This window comes from Micromonospora sp. NPDC005174, assembly GCF_040608495.1.
Lineage (GTDB): Bacteria > Actinomycetota > Actinomycetes > Mycobacteriales > Micromonosporaceae > Micromonospora.
Map to the genome: position 1 here is coordinate 161857 of NZ_JBEXIJ010000013.1, position 21982 is coordinate 183838.

A 21982-nucleotide genomic window follows, 5' to 3' on the forward strand; every position below is an offset into this window, starting at 1 on the left:
TGCCCGGCTCCGATTTCTCGCCTGTTGCGGACTGAACCCGGAACCCCTCCCGTCCGTTGTGCGGACACGACGTATCACGCCCCGCCACCGAGGGAGCAGTTATGCCCGCACTGTCCGACTGCCTGCCTGGTGTGCTGGCCACTGTGCTAGGCAAAGGGTTCATATACCTGGCCGACTCGACAGCGCCGCAGGTCAAGACCGGCATGTTGGAGACCGCCGAGCGGATGAGCGTCGGCGACGGGGTGAATGTCTTCGTCGGCCGGGATACCGCCCTCGATCCCGCGTTCCGCCGGTACCTGGACCAGTTGGACCCGAGGGCGCGGGCGACGCACGTGGTCACCGTGCTCGACCCGGAAACACTGCTTCCGGTCAGCGACCCGGAGACGCTGCGGTCCGTCGCGGCCGGCCTCGACCTGCCCGTTTCGACGGTCGAGCCACTCGCGGGCGAGGATGTCGTGCCGGTGGATGCCGCGGGTCGCGTGACCGCCGAAGAGGCGGCCAGCTACCGGGTTCTTCCGCCGAGCGCGGCGGCTCAGCGAGCGGCGCTGCTCGACGCAGTCAGCCTGCCCGGGACGCCGTCCAGCATCCGCGAGGGAATGGATCGGCTCGCCGGCTGGCACGAACGGACCGCGCTCACCCGCACGCAGCTCGGACTTGGCGTCAGCCCCGGGGAACTCGCGCACACCGGACCATCGACGCACGCGACGATGTACGCGCTCGGCGCGTACGCCGCGCGGTACGGGGGTACCGGCGCCTTCGACCTGCTCACCTCGACCGAGCCGCCGACGACCACCCGCGTGGCGAACGCGATCGGGGGCAGCCTCACACCCGTGCGGCCGGCGGCGCTGGCGACCGTGCTCCGCAATACCCCTGGTTCGTCGGCGCTGGTCACCGGTACCGCGGCGGGTACCTCCACCGAGCAGGTGTTCTGGCTGACCTCGGACGAGAACGGCACTCTCACGTGGCACGACCCGCGCGCCGACGGTAAGACGCGGGAATTCGACATCGACGGCGGGAACGACTGGCGCACGGCCGTCCTCGAACGCGACGACGCGCGAGTGATGCTGGTCGGCCCGGACGGCACGCCGGTTGCCCTGCGCGAGGCCGTCGGGCCCGGGATGGTCCGTCCGCTCAATTACGAGGTGACGTGGGTCGGTCCGTGGCCAGAGGAGAACGTGAAGCGGTACGGGATGGACGAGGTCGACTTCTTGGGCGAGCCAGTCGTCGCAGTCGACGTGCGCGAGCAGCCCGGTGAGGGCCACCCGTTGGACCCGGCACAGTTCGTCGAGATCAGGTCGCAGCTGCAGCGGTACTACCTGAACAACGTGCGACCGACGGTCGTGGCGACCCGCCCGAACTCGGAGATCGAGCAGCTCGCCCGGACCTACAAAGCGTCTGTGGTCCAAAAGGTGATGCGGGGCGGTATCGACGCACAATCCAGCTGGCAGGTCATCGCGCCCGACGCCGCGCCGCAGCCCTTCGACGGTCGCGTCGTGACCCGCAAGATCCTGGACGCCGCGAACCTGTCCAGCATGACGGCCGATGAACCGTTGCCGCCCGTTCTGGTCGAGTTCCTGACCCAGAACTCCTACCAGCAGGCGGCGGACCACTTCGCCGACCATGCCGACCAGTTGCGTGATCCGGCTGTTCTCACGGCTTCGAGGGACCTGGCCGCCGAGTTCCCGGAGGATCTCCGGCTTCAAGGGCTCGACCTGGCCCTGCGGGTGGCCGCCCGGACACCCGTCGTCGCCGGGACGGAGCCGGTCGAACCCGCCCTGGCGCAGATGTTCGACGCCCAGCCACCCTGGCCGACGGGTCAGCCCGTCGACGTGCGTTTCGTTTTCGACTATCTGACCGCGTCGACCCGATGGCAGGGCGAGTTGGTGCCCGACCCGGGCACGCGACCCAGGACGACGCACGGCACCCGGATGGCATGGGACAGCCTGCTGTTCCAGGGCATGCTGGACCACGCCATCGACCCGACCGAGGCGATCACGCTGGTCCGCGCCGTCGGTGAGTCGTACGAGGAACAGATGGCGCGGGTGGCGGACGGGGCGAAGGAGGTCGCCCAGGCGCACGCCTCCATCTTCGAGGCGGTCAAGCTGCTACTCAGCGAGGATCGGGTGCCGGGGAGTGACGACTGGCGTCAGGTGCTGTCAGTGGAATGTCTGAGCGGCGCGGACCGGGTGCCCTGGCACTTCCGGTTCAAGGAACTCCTGGCGAGTGACCGGCTCAACGGAACGCCGGCGTTGGCCGACGAGATCAAGGCACTGACAAACGAGATTCTGACCTGCCACTGACGCGCCGGGTCGGACGAGGAGGTCCGCGATGACGGACGTCGCCGAGGTGGGCTGCCCCGAGTTCGTCGCCACCTGGGTGCGCTCCGGACAGTGGCTCAGCCTCGGCGCCCCGGTGCCCGACTCGGTGCTCGCCGCCGCGCAGCTACCAGGACTCCACCAGGTCCATGTCGATCTGGCCGCGATTGGGCTCGTCGCGGACGCCCTGCGCACTCAGCCGCAGTCCGTCATCGAACGGATGGTCTACGTACCGCAGGTTCTCGAACCTGGTCCGGAGGCCGCGGTCGGCCACGCCGACCAGCTCGGCCTGCCGGTGCTCGTGCAGGCCCCGGATTCGCTGACCCTGAGCGGACCGCGGGTGGTGCCGTTCGAGGCGTTCGGCGAGACCGGGGCCGTCCTCGTCTATCCCGCCGAACGCCTGACCGGGACGGTGCCCGCCCACGGCGTCACCGGCCAGGAGGTCACCGGGACAACCGCCGACCGGTTGACGGGACGACGCTTCGTCGTCGACCTGCCGGTCGAGCCGGTGAATCCGCTGGCCCGGGAGGGTCTCGACCTGGAGGCGACACGGGAGCTGACCCGGCGCGGTCTCGGTGCGGAGGACAGCGCCACCGTCGTCGACCCGGACGTGCCGTCCGCACCCTGGTACATCGAGCACGGCGCGACCGGCGCGATGATCATCCAGGCGGCCGGTTACCGGAACCCGGCCGAGATCGCGGACCGGGTCGTGGACGCGCTTCCCGACCGGGCGCCGAACGAGGCCACCGAGGCCGAGTCGCACCACCTGCGCGAGGCGGTACGAGCACGACTGGCCGACCTTCTCGGCATCGACGGCCACGCCGAGGCTCCGCTGCCCGCGACCCCGGACCAGCAGGCCGCCGCGCGACTCGTCGAGCTGTCCTCCGCCGCGGCCAACACCGAGCGGTGGGACGACCTGCTGCGGGAGGGGTGGACGGGAGTCATCGACGGACGGCTGGTCTGGATCAAACCGCGGCTGCACGACGCCAAACCGGTGCCAACCACTCCGACGCATGACCAGACGTACGACGTGTCGTTCGGTTCGACCGCCGCCAGCGTCAGCGGAGAAACGCCCGCCTCCCGCGCGTTGAGCATCGGCTCGGACCTGCTGCTGCGGCTGCCCCGCAAGTTCCAGCTCATGACCATCGGGCTGCCGTTCGACGTCGAGAGCTCCACCTCGGACGCCAGCACCTCCTCGTACCGGGTCATCTCCGGTCGGAAAATCTTCTTCAACGGTGGGCCCAGCTACGCGAGCGGGCTGGCCGTCGACGTGTTCGTCGACGGGAGGCGATGGGGCGAGACCCACCAGCTCGGCTCGGACGACGGAATGCTCGTCGTGAAGTTCCCGGAGCAGTACGTCGGTCGGGACCAGCGCCCCCGTCCTGGCCCGGTGGTCGAGGCGGACGGCACCCTGACGCCGGGACCGGAGACGGCGCGGGAGGTGCTCACCGCGATCGACTACACCCCGGCGGTCGCGCGACTGCACCGACAGTTGCGCGACGGCGGATTGCCGGCACACAGCGCGGCGACTGTGGCACAGCGGGTGGGCCAGCGACTCCTCAACGAACGCACCTCGCGGGGCCGGAGCCGCTGGCTGCTCAGCGGCGGGGACATGACCGAACGGCTGGCGGTGCCGATCGGCACGGGACGGAGCTTCGAGGGCTACGCCGTCGTCGAGTTGGTCGTGCGTCGGTTACAGCGGATCGGCGACACCGAGGGGGTGGCGATCCGCGACGACCTCGGTGTGGTGCGGGATGACTCCCGGCACCAGAGCGGGTCGTACACCCTGAGTTTCGCCCCCCGACTGCTGCCGTCCGGGTTGACCGCGAGCGCGAGCGGCAACGACCGGGGCGGAATCGGGCCGGTCCTGTCGGCCGGCTGGGGCAAGACCACCGCGCAGGCCGTCGGCGACGCGGCGATGAACCACACCGTCCTCGTCCGCTCGGCGGAACAGGCCCGCTACGCGGCCGACGTCTCGGTCAACGTGAAGCTGGAGTCGACCACCCACCGGATTCCGTGGTTCGCGACAGCGGTCAAGGCCGAGTTCGGAGTTCCGACGGCCGAGGCCGAGGCGTTCGAGCGGCACCACCATGGTGCTCCGCTGCCCGCCGAGGTCGGCTGGTACGGGACCATCGTGCCGCCCGTGTCACGGCCGATCGAGGTGACCGCCGCCGAGGTCGCGGAGCGACTGGGCCCGCCCCGGGTGGATGCGCCGCAGGTCCGCGAGCCGTACCGGCCGGAGACGGCGGCCCCCCGGGAGCCGCTGATCATGGCGGCCCGCCGGGGCGACGGACCGGGCACCACCATCGGCCTGCCCGGCGGGGACCGGGTCGCCGCCCACGTGCTGGAGGCGTTGGGTGTCGCGCTGGGCAGCGGCCGCGGTCCGACGGCCGGAAGCGACGAGTGGGCCGAGGCACGGCGGCTCGTCGCCGTGCGCTACGGGTTGCCGGCGCTCGAAGGCGACCCGGCGCGAGTGCGGGCGGGAATCCACACCACCTTCAGCATCGGCGGCCGGCAGTACCAGGTGCTGGTCACCGCCCAGACGCGGGAGTGGGTGGGCAGCAGCACCTACCCGATGTCGGTCAACAACCGGGCCATGTCGACGGCCTCGACGAGCGGCAGCGTCACCAGCGATCAGGGACTGCACGCCGGCGTCTCCGCCAATGCCGTCTTCGGGTACGACGGCAAGCTCCGGGGGCAGTTGAGCGGGCTGAGCGCCGACGGCACGTACGAGCGGAGCACCGAGCGCGGCGGCGCCCGGGCGGTGAAGAGCTACCGACGTACGGAGACCACCGGTGACGTGGTCCAGCACGACTACCTGCTGGCGTACGAGATCACGGTGCGGCCGGACGACGGTCCACCCATCCGGATGGTGGTCGACGGACCGGACGTCCAGCAGCAGGTGGTCGTACCCGTCGAGCATCTGCCCGAGATCACTCCGACCATGGCGCAGGTCGACCAGGTCGGGGTCCAGGTCGCCCTGCACGGCGCCGGCCCGTTGCCCGCGCTGCCGGAGGAGATGGTGCCGTTCGACCGCGAGGGCGTCGCCGGGGTGTATCCGCGCTTCGCGGAACTGCACGAGCTGCCGGCGGTGGTGGCACGTCTCTACGGTCAGGTGCACGGCAAGCCGGCGACCTGGTTCGGCGATCCGTCGAACTGGCCCGCCGAACTGTGGGCGCGTGACCTCGCCGTGCCGACCGAACTCAGCGCCAACCTCGCCAATCTGGTCGATGGAGAGCAGCGGTGGACCATCCCTCTCGGCGCGGACGGGGACGTGACCGCCGTCGCGGAGATCTCGGCCACCGTGCACCAGGTCAGCCACCTCTCGTCGAGCGAGCGGGTGGAGATCGAGCAGTACGCGCAGGCGGCTTCGCAGTTCGACGTCACCGAAGAGGCGGGTGGACAGGCCTCGCTCGGTGCCGGCGGCGGGGTGCTCTACTCCGATTCGCCGGGCGACACGACGGATTCCACGATCGCCTCGAACAGTGGCGGGGGCACCCTGGTCGTACACGGCTCCGTGCATCAGGACGCCTCGGCCGCGAGTGGCGTGGGCAGCATCGACATCACCCGGGCCACCTACAAACAACTCGTGCACAGCTACCGGGCTGGTCTCGTCCGCTTCACTGTGAAGCTGACCGGCTGGCGCTCGTCGGGTCCGCCAATCGTCCGTCAAGCGACAGTCGACCTGCACAACGGCCTGGAGTTCCAGGTACCGAACCGGCTGGCTCACGACCTCGGCCTACCCGAGGCGGCCGCGGTCCAGCCGCCGACGCAGCCTCGCGACGAGCTGGACCCTCAGCTGGGTCGGGCCGCCAGCCACGTCGAGAAGCTGCGTGCCGAACGACCACCGCTGCAGTTCATCCTCGACACGCTTGTCGAGCGAGGTGTCCTGCCCGCGCCGGGTCAGGGTGCCCCCAAGCGCTTGAGTACGGCACTGAGCAGGACGTTCTCGCTGTCCGCCCTGGAGAGCCAGGCGTTCGAGCTGTTCGGTGGGGGCGTCCAGGAGTCGTTCGTCGTTCCCGGCGGACTGCTCGGCACCGGCTACCTCTCCGTGCGGGTCAAGGCCAGCCTCGGTGCGGTCACGTCCGAGCGGTCCCGGCCCGAGGTGGACCTCACCCTCCGCACCCAGGCGCTCGACTCTGCGCAAGAGAGCGCTTCCTCCGGATGGGCGGCGGAGGTCAATCTCGCGGGTCGAGGCCGGGGTACCGCCGGCGAGAAAAAGGGCATCGGGGGTGGCGGCCTCCGGTTCGACTACGGGCGCGGCGCGTCGCAGGAGCAGGGTGCGGAACACACCACCAAGAACATCTTCCGGTACGGCACAAAGGGGGCGCACGAGCTCAACAACCGCGTCCATTTCACCGTCGAGATGCGTTACTCGTTCCGGATGCCGCTGAAGCTCCAAGTGCTCGGTAACGCCGTACGGTCGGCTCTGCTGCCTCTGGCGTCCGGCTTCCCGGCGCTGCGCGAAATCATCGATCCGCAGCGCAACGCGTGGGAGCTCACCACACCGCTGCCGGATGCCGGCGCGGTCCGTCGGCTGCTGCCCGCGTATCTGACCGGGCCTGCCGGCCGCGCCGGCCAGCAGTGGGAACCGCTGCTCGCCGCCCCGGAGGCCGGCGACGCGGGACTCAACGACCTGGTGGCGGCCGACCCCACCTTCATTCCGATCGCCCTGCCGATCACCGAGCAGTTCGGCCACGACCTCATCCAGGCGCTGGAGCCGGGCGGGTCGGGTACGGACCTGTCGGCCAAGGTCGCGCCGACGAACAGCGTGGGGCAATTCGTGTACCGCCACCTGTTGGCGCTCACCGGATTCACCCTCGGGGACGCCCTGGTCGATCCGGAGCGGTTCGTGTCGGAGCCGAACCTGCGTCCGCGCGTGCAGCAACTGCTGGACCACCGGTACCGGGTGCCCGGGACCGACGTGCGCGTCGGCATCGTGCTGAACGAGGTGGCGCAGCTGCTCGACGAGGACGGCATGCCCGTGCGCGCCACGGTGAAGGCCCGCCGGTACGCGCAGAACGAGACCAAGCCGGTGGCGTCGAACAGCTTCACCAGCGGCTGGGAGGCGGGGTTGAGCGCGGACGGGGCTGCCTATCCGGCGGCGAAGGCCAAATCTGCCGGCGCACGTATCGCCGGTAAGGCGGGTCGCCGCTCGGCTGGCACGTTCGCCGAGGACCTGACCGAGGTGGTGGAGCGCAACACGGAGAGCCGCGCTCCGCACGCGCTGTACCGCTACGGACTGACGTTCGTGGTGCACCTGCCGGACGGGCGGACGGTCCCCGTGCGATCGCCCGAGAGCCTGTACGGCCAGAGCCGGCGGATGCCCGAGAAGCTGCTCGCCGACGGCGATCCGCGCCGGGAGTCGCTCGCCCTCAACGGTCGGGCGTTCACCCTGGCCCGGCTGTCGTCGATCACCAACCGCGTGGTCGAGTCGGTCGGGGGCAGCCAGGACGAGTTGGCGTTGCTGGGTGCCCTGGCCGGCGCGCTCTACCCGGCGGGCGTACGACCCCTGCCCGGCCCACAGCACATGGTCACCGGTATGCGTCCCGCCGTGGACGACTTCCGGACCATCGAGCACTGGAGCCGGCCCCCGTCGTGGGAGGCGGTGGAGGAGGCCCTTCGACGATCGGGACCGGGCAGCACGGCACTCGTCCTCGCTCCGGGAGTCGACGGGCGGCTTCGGAGCCTGGCCGTCCACCGCACCTCGGACGAGCGCAACGTCTGGATCACTCCCCGGGCCGCCGAGGAGGCACGGCTCGTCACCGACGACGGCCGGTCGAGCGTCGTCGGTGAGTTGGGAAACCCGGTGGAGTCGAGGATTCTACTCGTCGATCCCGGTGGCGGGACGATCGAGAATCGCCAGCTCGTCCTGCCGCCCGCCGCCGCCTCGAAGCCGGCGCGGAGCGGGCGCGACTCCGCCCTTGCCGCCCCTCCCATCGGCATGCATGGACGGTGGCCGGTCGTCGTCGACCAGTCTGGCGACGGTCACGTGACCAACGTCCAGGGTGAGCCCGATACGCGGCAGACGAGCGGACCCGTCCTGTGGGACGAGCCGGTCGTGGCGCAGGAGCCCGGCCTGCTCGACGTCGTACCCGGTCCGGACCACTGGCCGGTGTCCTGGGGCCACAGCCTGTCCAGCTACCTCCGCAGACTGCGCGCCCCCTCGGCCGAGAACGACGTACCGGCCGATCGGGGCAGCGGAGCCGCCTGGCGGACCATCGAGTGGATGCGCGACACGGTCAACGCGGCGACCACCGACAGCGCACTGGCGACACTGCTCGGTGAACAGCCGGGGACGGGCCCGCGCGGGCTGACCGTCGAGGTCGAGATCGGCCTGCGGCCGGTGCCCGCCGACGAGACGGCGCAGGCGCGTGAGATCCGGGAGGCGAGGGAGGCGGACCTCGGCGGCTGGCTGACGGCGCAGGTGTACCGACACCTCAACGTCGGGCTGACCGGGTGGGCGCAGCGGGAGGGCAAGGAACGGGTTCTACCGCAGGTCCGGGTACGGCACTCGGTGGTACGTACCGCGTCCGTGGACTTCGTCCGCCTGCGGGGCCTCACCCACGAGCCGGTACCGGGCGAACCCCACCGCTTGACCGGACAGTGGGCCAACATCCTGCGGGGGCGCGCCATCGACGTGGCCCTGGACGCCTCCTCGCGGCACCCGACCGAGCAGGCGGTGCCGGCGATCGACGCGCTGGCCCGGGAGGTCGCCGACCAGGCTGTGCTCCGGCACCTGATCGTCCACGAGTTCCTCGGCAAGCAGATCGTCAAGCTGGCCCCGAAGGAGACGACCGGCCCGTACGTCGAACTGGCGGCCACGTACGACGAGGCCAACGAGAGCCCGGACGACGCGGAGGAGGCCATCCTCTACGTGGCCGACCCTTTCGAGCGGAGCCTCCGGACAGCGATCGGCGACCGCATCACGGCTCTGACAGGCGTCCGCGCCGATCCGGAGCAGGTCCAGGAGATCTTCTCCCGCGTGGGGGTCCAGCACGAGATATACCCGGTGTTCGATGGCTCCGAGCCGGCCGTGCAACTCGGCTACGTCATTCCGCCCGCACCGTCGACACGTGTCGACGATCTCGCCGGCCCGAAGCTGGACTACCTGAGCCGATGGCGTCTGAGCCCGCTCTCGTCGGAGAAGGACGGGTGGTGGCGTGCACACGACCCGATGTCGGACGCGGACGGCATCGTGGCGGCGCTACCGGGATCGGCCTTCCGGGCGGTGGACGCCGAGATCAGGGACATCGGTGAGCGATCCGGCCGTCCGCAGCTGTTCAGCCTGTCCGGCACCGACGTCAAATATGACGTGGCACGGGTCGAGGTCCAGGACGGCGCGCTCTCAGGTGCGGATTCCGCACCGCGTTTCCTGCGGGTCTTCCACCTCAGGATCCACCTCGCGGCCCAGGAGGACGTGTCCGTCTCGGATGTCGAGGCGTACGCGGCGCACGCACGGGACGCCGTCCGACAGGAGATCAACGGACGCTTCCGCCTGCCCGGCGGGGACCAGTTCCACCTGGACGTACGGTTCACCGACGACGCGAAGGACGCTCACCACGTCATCAGGGTGCCGAAGAGCGGCGGAATGGACGCCGGCACCTGGCCCCGGGATGTCCTGCGTGAGCCTGTCCAGCAGGTCCGGGATTCGGTCCTGCACGAGATGCTGCACCTGTTGGGGTTGCCGGACGAGTACGTGGCGAGCGGCGGCCCGGACAGGAACTCGTCGGTCCTGCGCCGCGCCAAGCGCGCGACGAACGATCCTCGGGGGCCGCGACGTCCGGACCTGCCTCCCGCCTTGATGCAGGACATCGGTCGCGCGGGCGGGGACCACATCATCGCGCCGCGCTATCTCTGGGAGATCGCGTTCGTCCAGGAGAGCCACGCCACCGCGCCGCACACCGTCGTACGCCGCAGCGGCGGGACCATCGACGTCACTGCGCCCACTGCGCCCGGCCCGGCGCCCCTGCTGGAGCGGATGTTCGCCGAGCACCCAGCCGTCACCACCGGCAGGTTGGCCGACAACCTGCGGTACGAGCACGACGTCACCGCAGCTCTCCTGGCCTGGAACCCGGATCGGGTCGAGGGCTACACCTACGTCATGCTTCCCGCCACGGTGGCCGAGCGTCTCGTCGCGGGTGAACGGTTCCCGTTGCGGGGGCAGAGCGACGACTTCGAGTTCGAGGACGTCCCGGACGGTTACACGGTGGTGGTCGTCCACTCGACCAGCCTGTTGCTGCACAGCCCCGAGGGAGAGTTGAGATTCGTCCTTCCCTCTCCGGACGCGCCGCTCGTCCTGCGCCAGTCCTGGCCGAACGGCGGTGGCTACTTCGAGCAGGAGCAGCCGTCCGAGCCCGAGGCGGACCAGGTCGCCGGGGTGCTGGTCGACCTGTCGGACCTGGTGGAGCCGGCGGTTCCCGAGTGGTCGGCGCTGCGCCGTCCTCCGACCGGACAGCGGGTGCTGCGTAAACCGGAACCCACTGTGGCGCGGCCTCGTGGCGGAGTTCCTCGGCACGTACCGGACCGTCGGATGGACCAGCCGACGCTCACGTCGCTGACCCCGACCCGCCGGCGGCGGCCGGCCCCCGACCGGGTGACACCGTCCCGCGAGTTGTCCGAGGACCCGGCGGCGGTGTTCCGGCGGGTCGCGGCCCTGCCCAGGAGCTTGCGGAACGAGTACCGAACGTGGGCGGACGAGGTCGTCGAGGCCCGGAATCTCACCGGCGCGGTCGCGGCACTCACCCCGGTGCGCCGCGCCGAACTCGCCGACCGGATGCTCGACCTGCTGCGTAACAACGACCATCGGCAGCAGTACGAGGCGGAACAGGTGGCCGGTGACTTCGTCGACCGGTTCCTGCGCGACGGGCCGCCGCCCCTGCCCACACCCCTGTTCGGGCGTGACCTCCAAGCCGAGTTCGTCCTCGCGCCCGGTGCCACTGACCTCTCCTGGCCCGATCATGCCGAGCTGGACGCCTTCGTCAGATCGGTCGTGGCCGAGACGTCGCGGCGCGTCGAGGACGGACTGCCACCACTGCGCCTCCGTGCCGCCGTGGGGCCGGGCCGTGCGCCCGGGTTCATCGACCGCCTCGCGGAACGGGTACCCGGGCTGGATCGCGGGTTGGGCCGACGCACGGCGGAGGCCCGTTCCACCCGGCTGACCGAGACGCTGACGGATCTGTTGGCGGCGCACGACCAGACGAAGAATGGCGTGGCTTTCACACCGGACGCCGTCCGTCTGGTCTCCACCGCGTCCCGCGATCGGGGCCGGAGCCACGACTGGGTCCGGGTCTGGGTGGGTGCGCCGGCCGGCGAGCAGGAACCAGGCCTGGTTGCCGCACCTCCGGAGCAGTTGTCCACCGCCGATCCGAGCCGGTTGGCGCCGGCGACGATTCCCGACGGGGACGCCGCGAAGCTGGGAACGGGCGACAGCCATGCGATGCGGGCGTACCGGGAGTTCCGGGCGCACGGCCTGCCTCGCTTGTCGGCCGGCGGCCCTGCGGCGTCTGTCGCGGACGAACTCGCCTGGACGGTCGGGCCCGGGGCGCTCCGAAGTTCGGCGGCGGCCGTGCTCGAACGGGCGGGACTCCGGGCCCTGGTGCCCGCCAACGACGGCTACCTCGCGGCCGTCACCGCCACCCTCACGCACCGTCGCCTGCCGGGCGGCGCCGAACTCGCCCAGCAACCTCCTGAGATGTTCCACCTGGCCATGGCCGGGATGCTGGAGGCCGAACTGTCGGGCGTCGATGCCGTCGGTCGCCGGCTCGGCCTGGACACCGCCGACGACACCGCGCGCCAACAGGTGGTCGACTGGTTCGCCGAGGGTCTGCCACCGAGCCGGGTGCCCGAGACGATCCGTACCGCGCTGCGACTGGAGGACTCGGCGTCGGGGCGGACCCGGGCGATGGTCACGCTCATGTCCCACCTGGTCGAGCGTCCGATCGACGTGCTTCTTCCCGACGGCGGGGTGCACCGGACCGGTGACCCGGACCCGGCTCGGGACGCCCTGCTGCTGGTCGCGACCGAGGACGGTCAGCTCCTGGCGACCGTACCCCGTGCGGCGGTGCCGGCCCTGGTGCCGGCCGGAGCTGACCGCATCGTGGTGGCGACCGAGTTCGGCACCGAGGGCAGCATGCCGAGCGACGTCGCGACGTTCGACGGGTTGCACCTGTTCCTGCGGCACCTCGTCGATGCCGAGGACCTGCCCCTGCCGGCGTCCGAGCACCTCGCCGCGTCGCTGCCCGGCGCGCTGCACGGCGTTGCCGACCCCGTCGGGGACGGCCTCGCCGAGGCGCTGCGCGAGGTACGCGCCGCGGTGGTCGACCGCGGCGAGGGGGCCACCACCGACCCGGCCGAACTGACAGTGCTGCCACCGGGTTCGACGTCGGTCAACCGGCTCACCGACTTCCAGATCGCCACGCTCGAAGAGGCACGCCTGGGAGCGGTCTGGACGCGGCCCGGTCCGGACTCGGTCTTCGAGGCCCTGCGCCTCTCGGCGCGCCACGGTCAGCAGCGCATGTCGGGCCTTGCCGAGATCCCCGCGCCGGCCCTGCGTCACAACATCGCCGCGGTGCTGCTCGCGGATCTGGTGGCGTCGGGTGGTGTCGCCGCCCCGCTGCTGGGTCTCGCACCGGAGACGCTGGCGGCGAACCGGGAGTCGGTGCTGCGCTGGATCTCCCGGCTAGCCACCCCCGGAGCGCCCGTTGCCCGGCAGACGCCGCGACGGATCGCCCAGGTGCTCGCGCAGATGTTCGCCGTGCGGGTGGACCTGATCCATCCCACCCACGTCGAATCCGTTCCGGCAACGGAGTCCGTCGAGCCGACCGACGCGCCACCGTTGCGTCTGCTGGTGACCGCCGACGGTCACGTGATGCCAGCCGTGCCGGTGGCCGATCGGTACGACGCGATCCGCCGCCCCGCCGACGCCACCGGTGCCCTCGCGGACGCCACCGCGACGGGTGACTCGCGCGCGGCCGAGGGTGAATCCCGACCGGTGCGGGCACCCGAGCCGGGCTCGATCGTACACACGATCGGCACCCCGCACCAGACCCTGCCGCACCTCGACGAAGCGGTCGCGAACATCATCGCGGCGGCACACGTCAGGGGCGTGACGATGTCGCCGAACGAGCAGGCGATGCTGCCCTCCCGGCTGCTCGCCAACTACCGGGAACTCGTCGGGGGTGGTCACCTCGTCCAGGTCGGCCCGGTCGAGGTGCTGGTCCGGATCGAACCCACCGACGCCACTCTCGCCCCGAACCTCGCCGACCGACGCTACGCGGCCGACGAGGTCGACGACTGGGACGCCGAGGGTGTGGGCGGCGCGCACCTGACCGACCCGGAGGCCAGGAAGAAGCTCTTCCACGCCACCCAGACGACCAGCAGTGGCTTCAACACGGGCGGAGCTTCCCTGTCGAACTCGGGTCAGGCCGGCGCGTTGCGTGGCGCGGTCGGCCTCGGCGTCGGAGTCGGTCTTGGGCCGGGCGTACTCGAGGTCGCGCGGGCCGGGGTCACGATCTCCGGTACGGCCAACCGGGTCGACCGTACGACGGTGGGCGTGCAGGACGCCGAGTCCGGCCGGGTGCAGGACGACCGGATCGACTCGACGCTGGTGTCGTACACGCCGAACTGGTCGGTGCGGACGCGTCCCGACGACTCGACGGCGTGGGCCGATCTGCCGACCACCTGGTCGAGTGCCGCTGAGCACCCGGACGGGCAGGAGCGCCTTGAGGTCTGGGTCCCCGATCACTACCTGCAACAGGGGGAGGCGCAGGTCCAGGCCATGCGGCCGACCGACGAGGGGCTCGGCGCGGAGTTCGCTCGTCTGAGCAGGCAGATCCCGGACACGTACTTCGCGACCGGGCTGACCGGGCTGCCGGAACTGTACGACCGGATCGTCGCCGAGCTACGGACCAACGGACTGTCGCTCGACCCGAACGGCCCGGAGCGCCGCGAGCTGCGCCAGGCGTTGTGGAAGTTGAGCTTCAACCTCGACACGGCGATCAACAACCGGCAGCCCGCGGCGGTGACCGACGACGAGGAGGCGCGGCGACGGCGGGTCCAGGCGAATGCGGGCGGTTATCCGATCACCCTGCACGACCGGGCCGGTCACGCCGTCGCCGTGGTGGTCGTCCAGACCGAGCGGGATGCCGACGCCGCCATCACCCGGGTCGGGGCCACCAGCGACAAGTCGCACATCGAGCGGGTCAGCACGGCGATCGGCGCGCACAGTGGAAGCTTCGGGCTGACCAACGAGAGCGAGGTACGGGCCAGCGGGGAGCTGAACTTCATGCCTCTGCCCGGTCTGGTGCTGGGCCCGAGCGTCGGTGTCGGCTGGACCTGGAGCAACAGCGACTCGGTCAGCGGTGGTCACACCGGAATCTGGGTGCACGTGTCGCGGTACACCGGACGCACCGCCGGCTACCGGGTGGGCCTGCGGCACAAGGCGGTCGTGCACGTCGCGAACAGGGTCCGGAGCACGCCCACGACCACCGCCGACGTACGCGGGGAGGCGCTGCTCCGACTCCCGGAGCCGGCGGCGTTCGCGCACGGCTTCCCGGTCGACACCGCCGCGCTCCGACAGCCACCGGCCCCTTCGGTGGCGACCGTCGAGTACGCCCCGGGCCTGGTCAACGACGGCAGCACGCCGGCGAGCGAACTCCAGGACGTGGTCCTGCCCCGCCACGTCGCCCAGGGGCGGGGCATCGGCATGGGTCTCGCGACGGTAGACGACAACGTCGCGGAGGAGCTTCGAGGGGAGGTGCTGTCGGAGCTGGCCCGGACCGGGTACGTCCCGCCGCGCCGGTTCCCGTTCGCCACGCAACCGACGCTAGGCACGAACGCCCACATCGGCAGCGACAGTCGCCTGGCGAACCTGTCGCTGATCGACAAGTTCGTCTCCACCAACGCCTTCTCCGCCTTCTACGACCAGCTCCACCAGGACGGTCTCTCCTTCACTCTGCGTGGCGACCCGCGTGGACACCGACGACACGCGGCGCGGGTGACGATCAGGGCGGTTCAGGATCCGGAGGAGCTGAAGAGGACGGACGAACGGGGCAACTCGACGCTGCTGCAGCGCCGGACCGGCGAGTACCACCTGGTGAACCTCGCTATCGGGAGTAGTTCCGGGTCGTACACCGCCGGTGGTCGACGGGGCTTGGCCCTGGGCTCCCGATTCGGCGCCGGCGTGAAGCTGATGCAGACCTGGGGTGTGGCGGCCGAGTACAGCTATGCGAAGGGCGCGACGCAGACCGCGGGCCAGACTCTCAGCGAGCCGCAGTTGCTGGAGTACCCGGGGGACGTGGACGAGTTCCGTCTACCGAGCCGCTATCAGGTGACCGTCGACTACGAGTACAAGCCGCGTCAGCAGTCCTCGACCTGGCAGAGCGGCCCGGTCGACGGTGCGGCGGCCGTGCTGCTCGTGCCCTCGATCAACACTCGGCTCGACGACCAGGAGCCCATGACCCACCCCACCGATGTGAGCGTGCTGGACCAGGCGGTGATCTATTACGCGGACACCCACGGGCTGCTGGACGCGGCACGTCGGCTTCAGCCCGACCTCAGCGGCCCCGGGCAGCCGGGGGACGAGGAACTTTCGATCTTCACGGGCACGGCCGCCGTGCGCTCGTACTTCAAGGAGATCCTGCACGACGAGTATCAGACCGAGAACCTCTTCCGCTCCGGCCTTGTCCGGCACAAGCAGGGCAGCCTCGGCGTGCACGGCGCGCTCGGTGCCAGCGAGTTCGTCGGCGCCACCAGCGACCAGTTCACCGCCGGCCTGATCAAGCTGTACCTGTCCCAGGCGTCACACGGACACAGCAGTGGCCACGGCATCAAGTTCTCGGTGGATCATCGGACCCGGGTGGGGACCACCGCCGTCAACCTCTCCGCGGTCCAGAGTCAGCCTTCGGTCTGGGTCCGGTACGGCACCAACAGGTCGGGGTCGTCGTCCCGCACGGGCGGTGTGGAGATCCTCGACCTGGACTTCCACAACATGTACGCCTTCCTCGCCCCGGTCGACTTCATCGTCACCGGAACGTACGAGGCGCACGCGAAGCTGCTGCCCACGTCGGTGCGCCGGCCGCCGTCGGAGTCCGTCGACGGTCGCCAGATGATCTATCTGCTGCCCGAGAACGAGGCGCTGAAGCGGTACGGCGCGGGGGCCGTACCGATCAGCCACACGCAACTCCTGAACGCGTTGCGCCGCTGGGAGGACGGGGACGGGGACAGCGAAAAGAAGCTGGAACTCCACCACCGGGACGTCCGGGCCGTCATCGAGCGGATGGAGCGGGAGGCGCGAGCGTGGCCGGACTACCCGCACCACCAGGAGCTGAAGAAGCTGCGGACGCACCTGATCGATCGCGGCCACGACGCACTCAGTTCGCGCCTGGCCGCCCTCGGCTTCGACAGCATCGCCGAGTTGACCATCCCGGACTACCTGCTCCCGAACGGGCCGACCTCGCTGGGCCACAGCGGCGTCCACTCCCTGACGTTCCGCAGGTCGGCGGAGAAGAGCGTGCGGCCTTTCGACATCGTCCACGAGGCGATCGAGGCCGCCGTCCCGGGCCTCGTGGGGGCGCGCCGATCCCAGTGGACCCCGAACGCGGCGGACCGCGGACCGATGGAGGTGTGGTGGCGGCGTCTCGTCGGCGAGAAGCCCGTCATCGGGCGTCTCGTCGGTGGCCTCGACTACCTGGAGACCATGTTCGCGGGCACGCGCCTCAAGTCGATGAGCGACGACCTGATGCAGGGCGTCCAGTTCTACCTGGTCAACAAGGTGGCGGGCGCACTCACCGAGGTGGTCGAAGTCAAGCTGCGTTTGACACTGGCCACGCCCCCGCAGATCTTCGACTTCGTCCCCAAAACCGGCATCGAGAGGTACGGCCACGCGTACAACGCGCAGAGTTCGGGCACGTCGGTGGGACTCTCCGGTGTGCTGTCACCGCTTCAGCCGGCCTTCGCCGGTGCCGAGGACACCGCGAACACCAGCGGCGGCCTCGGATTCGGCGTCTCCGGCGGACGGCAGACCGGCATTGTCCAGACCCACCAGAGCACCCAGGAACAGACCGTCTACGACTGGGTGGCGCACTACCTGGCCCGCGCTGACGTCTCCCTGAGCGTCGAGGTCAACCGGCTCGACATGCCGAACCGGCCGCTGTCCAACCTGCTCCTACGCGGTGCCCGGCCCTTCACCGGGCAGTCGGCGCCGCTGCGGCGCGAGCACCAGGGCGAACTGGTGCTGAAACTGCCGCACAGCGTCGCCGAGGCGCGCCGGCTGTCCCGCCTGTTCGACAAGTCCGACCTGCGTGCGCTCCCGAAACTGCCGCAGGGCACGTACATCCACAGCGTGTTCCTAGCCGATGCCCTGGCCGCCGGCTGGGGTCTGCTCGGCCGCATGTTCGGCCCCGAGGCGAACGACGTGACATTCCGGTCGTCCGTCACGCTGCCGGCGCTCCTCTCGCCGGGCCACCTCAGCAACTTCCTGCACCAGGCGGTCGCCGGTCAGCGACACACCCTCACCGACGACATGTTCCTGCCCGGTCACTCCAGTACCCGCGCCAGCCTGCACCTCGTCGGCGACCTGCACCACATCGAGGTGCTGTTCCAACTCGACGGCAGCGGCACCGGACGGTATGCGAAGGACCAGGCGGGTACGACCGCGACCGCGAGCAGGAGCCACCTGCGCGTAGAGCTGTCGACGAGCGTCAACCAGAACCAGGCGGTGAGTGTCAACGACACCGCCCAACCGGATGCGCCGTGGGGAACACACACCGGGACGGCCGAGCCCAAGTTCGCCCGGGTCGCTCCCCGGGGTGACGGCAGCGGGCAGACCGTGAACTACCGGACCGAACAGCACGTCAAGCAACAGGGCCGGCTGTACCTGGTGCGCATGCGGTTCAAGGGCCGGCTGGAGGCGGAACGCTTCGAGCAGGGGGATCCGTCCCGGTCGAGTGGCAGCTTCGTGAGCGACCGGTTCACCGGGCCGGTGTACGCCAAGCTGTTCGAGCACGAGATCGCCGATTTCCAGGCACGCCTGAAAGCCGTTCCGCTGTCGGAGCCGGCGACCGAGCCGGATCGGTGGCCCCGACCCGACGACCACACGCCACGCCACGACCTCGACCAGCTCGCCAGCGTGCCGGGCCGGGCCGGTCACGACCAGCTGACCGTCGCCGAGCACATCTCCAACCACATCCGGGACCACGCCCGTACCAACCAGGTCGTGGTGTCGTCCTCGGCGGCCCGTCGCGCCTACCACCGCCTTCTCCTCGTCGAGGAGTGGGCGGTCAGACACCTCGGCGAGGCCGACCCGGAGGCTGTCCGCCTTCGCCGGGACGTCGCGGGCCGCTACGACCTGATGTGGAAGATCAACGAGAGCGAACCGACGCCCGCCTTCGTCGACGAGCTCCGGACACGTACCGCCAGGTTGATCGAGTTGGTCCGGGAGCGGGAACCCACGCTCGTACCGCCCGTCGGACTCACGCCGGACACCTACGATCCGCTCCTCACCGCCCGGCTCATCGCGCACAACCTGCGTCGTTACGTGCACCTCGACCTGACCGAGGCGGACGGCACGGTGACCTCCCGGCGCATCGACCCCGCCGGTCACCTCGCGTCCGACACCGACCATCCGCCACCGGACGTCGTCCGAAGCGGCGTACCCGACACCCTCGTCACACCGGAGCCGCGCGTGCCGTCGCCGGTCCTGGACGCCCGGCCGACGCCCGTCGAACCGCTGACCGACCCCGTGGTGCTGCCGCCGGGCAGCAGGGCGGAACTCGATGCGGGTCAGCTCTACTGGGTCGGGCCGCAACCCAGCGCGGCTCGCGGCGAAAGAATCCGCTCGGCGGCCGCGGAGGTGGACGGCCCGGTCGTCTACCTGGGCAGCGCCCGGCCGGGCCTGAAGCCGCTGGACGCGGACGTACGCGATGTCGGACGCCTGGTGCAGCAGTTGGCGCTGCGGAAAGAGCAACCCGTCGTGGTGACCACGGCCCGGCTGACGCCTGCGTTGAGGACCATGGCACAGACGTACGGCTTCAGCTTCGTGCACCTCATTCCCAAATCGGGCGCGATGTCGGGCGGTCTGGCGGCGCTGCCGTCGGCCGTCCTGTCCCAACAGTCCGCGCTGACCCCGGTCTGGCAGGTCGTCGGCGGCAACGGTGACGTCGAGGAACAGGGCGAGTCGTTGCGGGCTTCTGTCCTGTTCCGGGCCCTTGAGTTGGCCAGGCCGAACGGCGACTCGACCAGCCGGGCGGTCGGCAAGCTGCTGCTCGCACCGACCCGGAACGCGAAGCTGGACGTGATCACTGCGTTCCGCGACGAGTTGACTGGTCAACCCGCTCGTGACGACCTGCGGAAGATCGTCGAACAGGTGGACGGCGACCCCTGGTTCCGGAAGTTCACGCCGCTGCTGGGCGAGCTCGGTAGGTCGGGCAGGGCCGAGTTCGTGCTCGACTTCCAGGAGCTGACGAGCCCGGTGGAGCGCAACAGCCTGCTGATCGGCGACGTGGGCCGTGGGATGGACGTCGGCCTGCGCGTAGGCCTCATCCAGGACTCGGGTCATCAGGTCGCCGGCGCGGCCACCGCTCTCCGGGCGGTGGACCTCATGTTCGCCGACGGTCTGCCGGCTGCTCTCGACTGGGTGCAGAAGAACTCGGCGGAACTGCGTAACGACGCGAAGCAGCACTGGGTGGACGCGATCAGTGGAGTCGCCGCCGGGCATGAGAGCCGGGCCGCCGACTTCCAGGCGCTGGCCGAGGAGGTCTACAACTGCTGACCGGGCGGCGTCGGTAACCGCCCGCTCGCGCAAGGCGAATTCAGTGGATGTCAAGACGATCTGTTTATGTTCGTCCGGCGATCTACAGGAGAGTCCGTATGACAACAATCGCTGTCGTCGCCGCCGGATCGGTGGTGCGGCAGGGCGTCTGTCGTCTGCTCGCCGAGGCGTCGTCGAGGTTCACGCCGTGTGGCTTCGCGTCCCTGGCGGAGATGCCTGCCGAACTGGCTCCGGACGTGGTGGTGCTCGACTGGCCGACCCGCGCCGTCGACGCGCTCGTCCGCACGCTGCCGACCAACTCCCGTGCCGTGCTGCTCTGCGACCCGACCGACCCACCGGATCTCGGTCGGGCGATAGCCGCCGGCGTGCGAGGTTTCCTGACCCGTGACACGGAGGTGGACGACCTGCTTCTCGCCGTGGAGGCCGCACGGCACGGCGGGATACATCTGGCCGCCGACATGCTGGGCATCTTGACCGGGGACACCGAGCGCCGCCATCTCGCGCTGGGCGAACGAGAGATCGAGTTGTTGCACTGGGTGACGAGGGGATTGACGAACGAGCAGATCGGCGGGCGGATGAGCCTCACGAAGTCCACCGTCACGTCGTACGTCAGGCAGGTACGGAGCAAGTTGAACGCGGCCAACAAGACCGACCTGACGCGCCGGGCGATCGAACTCGGCTACGTCGCACCCCGCTGACCGGGAGATGCTGCCCTGAACCACGCGAAGGAGCACGTGTGAGCACCCTCGACGTGGCGGTGGTGTCCCCGTCCGACGTCGCCCGGGCCGGGCTGGTCCGGTTGGTGTCCAACCTGCCGGGTCTGGAGGTGAGCCTCGAACTCGCCTCGGTCGCGCGGCTTCTTGCCCTCCCGACCAGCCCGCCCCTGGCCATCGTCGACATCACGGGGCTGCGGCGCGCGTCCGTACATGGCCATCTCTGGTCGGTGCTGCCGCGGCGGACCCGGGTGGTGCTGGTGTGCCGGCCGGACGTACGGCTGTCGTTGCCGGACGCGCTCCGTGCCGGAGTCCGCGCGATGATCCTCGCCGACGACGCCGAGCGGGACCTGCGGACGGCCACCGAGACCGCCGCCCTGGACAGCGTCTACATCAGTCCCGGACTGGTCGAGGCCGTATGTGGGCACCTCAGTTCCAATCCGGTTCGTCTGGCCGAGCGCGAGATCAAGGTACTGCGGCTGGTCGCCAGCGGGCTGAGCAACGTGATGATCGGTGAGCAGATGGGCGTGACCGAGTCGACCGTCGGCACGTACCTGAAGCGCATCCGAACGAAGTTGAACGCCGCCAACAAGGCCGAACTCACCCGTCGGGCGATCGAACTGGGTTACGTGTCGCCGCATCGGTAGCACCGGCAGTGGCAGAGCGGGCCCGGTGACAGCCGGGCCCGCTCTGTGCTGTGGGTGGTGTCAGCGTTGCAGGGTGAGCAGACCGGGGCGGTACGGCAGCAGGCCGTAGTCGACGCCGTCCGAGGAGGGCGATCGGCCCTGGTAGAGCAGTTGGAGGTTGCACGGGTCGACGGTGAAGGTCTGGTCGGCGCTGGTGCGGATCAGCTCGCCGTGGCTGATGTCGTTGGTCCAGGTGGCGCCGCTGTTGGCCTTGCCGGCGAAGGGGTTGCTCTCGGTGGCGGCCTGGGGGGTCCAGGTGCCGCCGAGGCTGGTGGCGGTGAAGGAGCGGAAGTAGCGACCCCGGGAGCCGATGGCTTCGACGAGCATGAGGTAGCGGCTCTGGCCCCGGAGCTTGTACACCTGAACGGCCTCGAAGAGGTTGTTGGTGCTGTCGCTCATGATCGTGGTGTAGTTCGAGCCGAAGCTGCCGGGGAAGTTACCGATGGGCATGCTGGCGCGGTAGATCTTGCCGTTGTCGCCGGCGAAGAAGAGGTACAT

The 21982-nt window shown here is 70.3% G+C and carries 5 protein-coding genes; 4 read left to right on the forward strand and 1 reads right to left on the reverse strand.

Features of this window, described 5'->3' with window-relative positions; all coding sequences use genetic code 11:
- The first annotated feature begins 101 nt into the window (after positions 1-101).
- The 4 genes from ABZU91_RS16970 (at position 102) to ABZU91_RS16985 (ending at position 21445) form a co-directional block, all read left to right on the forward strand.
- A complete protein-coding gene (locus ABZU91_RS16970) occupies positions 102-2300 on the forward strand; it encodes a hypothetical protein (protein ID WP_355240674.1) in 2199 nt (732 codons plus the stop codon).
- 28 nt (positions 2301-2328) lie between these two features.
- Complete coding sequence (locus ABZU91_RS16975) at positions 2329-20085, forward strand: hypothetical protein (protein ID WP_355240677.1); 17757 nt, start codon at positions 2329-2331, stop codon at positions 20083-20085.
- A gap of 98 nt (positions 20086-20183) precedes the next feature.
- Positions 20184-20783 carry a response regulator transcription factor gene (locus ABZU91_RS16980; RefSeq protein ID WP_355240679.1) on the forward strand — a complete coding sequence of 200 codons (600 nt, stop codon included), beginning with the start codon at positions 20184-20186 and terminating at the stop codon, positions 20781-20783.
- A 38-nt stretch (positions 20784-20821) separates the two neighbouring features.
- Positions 20822-21445, forward strand: a complete 624-nt coding sequence (locus tag ABZU91_RS16985; protein WP_355240681.1) for a response regulator transcription factor — start codon at positions 20822-20824, stop codon at positions 21443-21445.
- A 60-nt stretch (positions 21446-21505) separates the two neighbouring features.
- On the opposite strand, the gene ABZU91_RS16990 is transcribed toward ABZU91_RS16985, so the two are convergent.
- Positions 21506-21982 (reverse strand): non-reducing end alpha-L-arabinofuranosidase family hydrolase (locus tag ABZU91_RS16990; protein ID WP_355240684.1); only part of this gene is annotated, 477 nt, incomplete at its 5' end.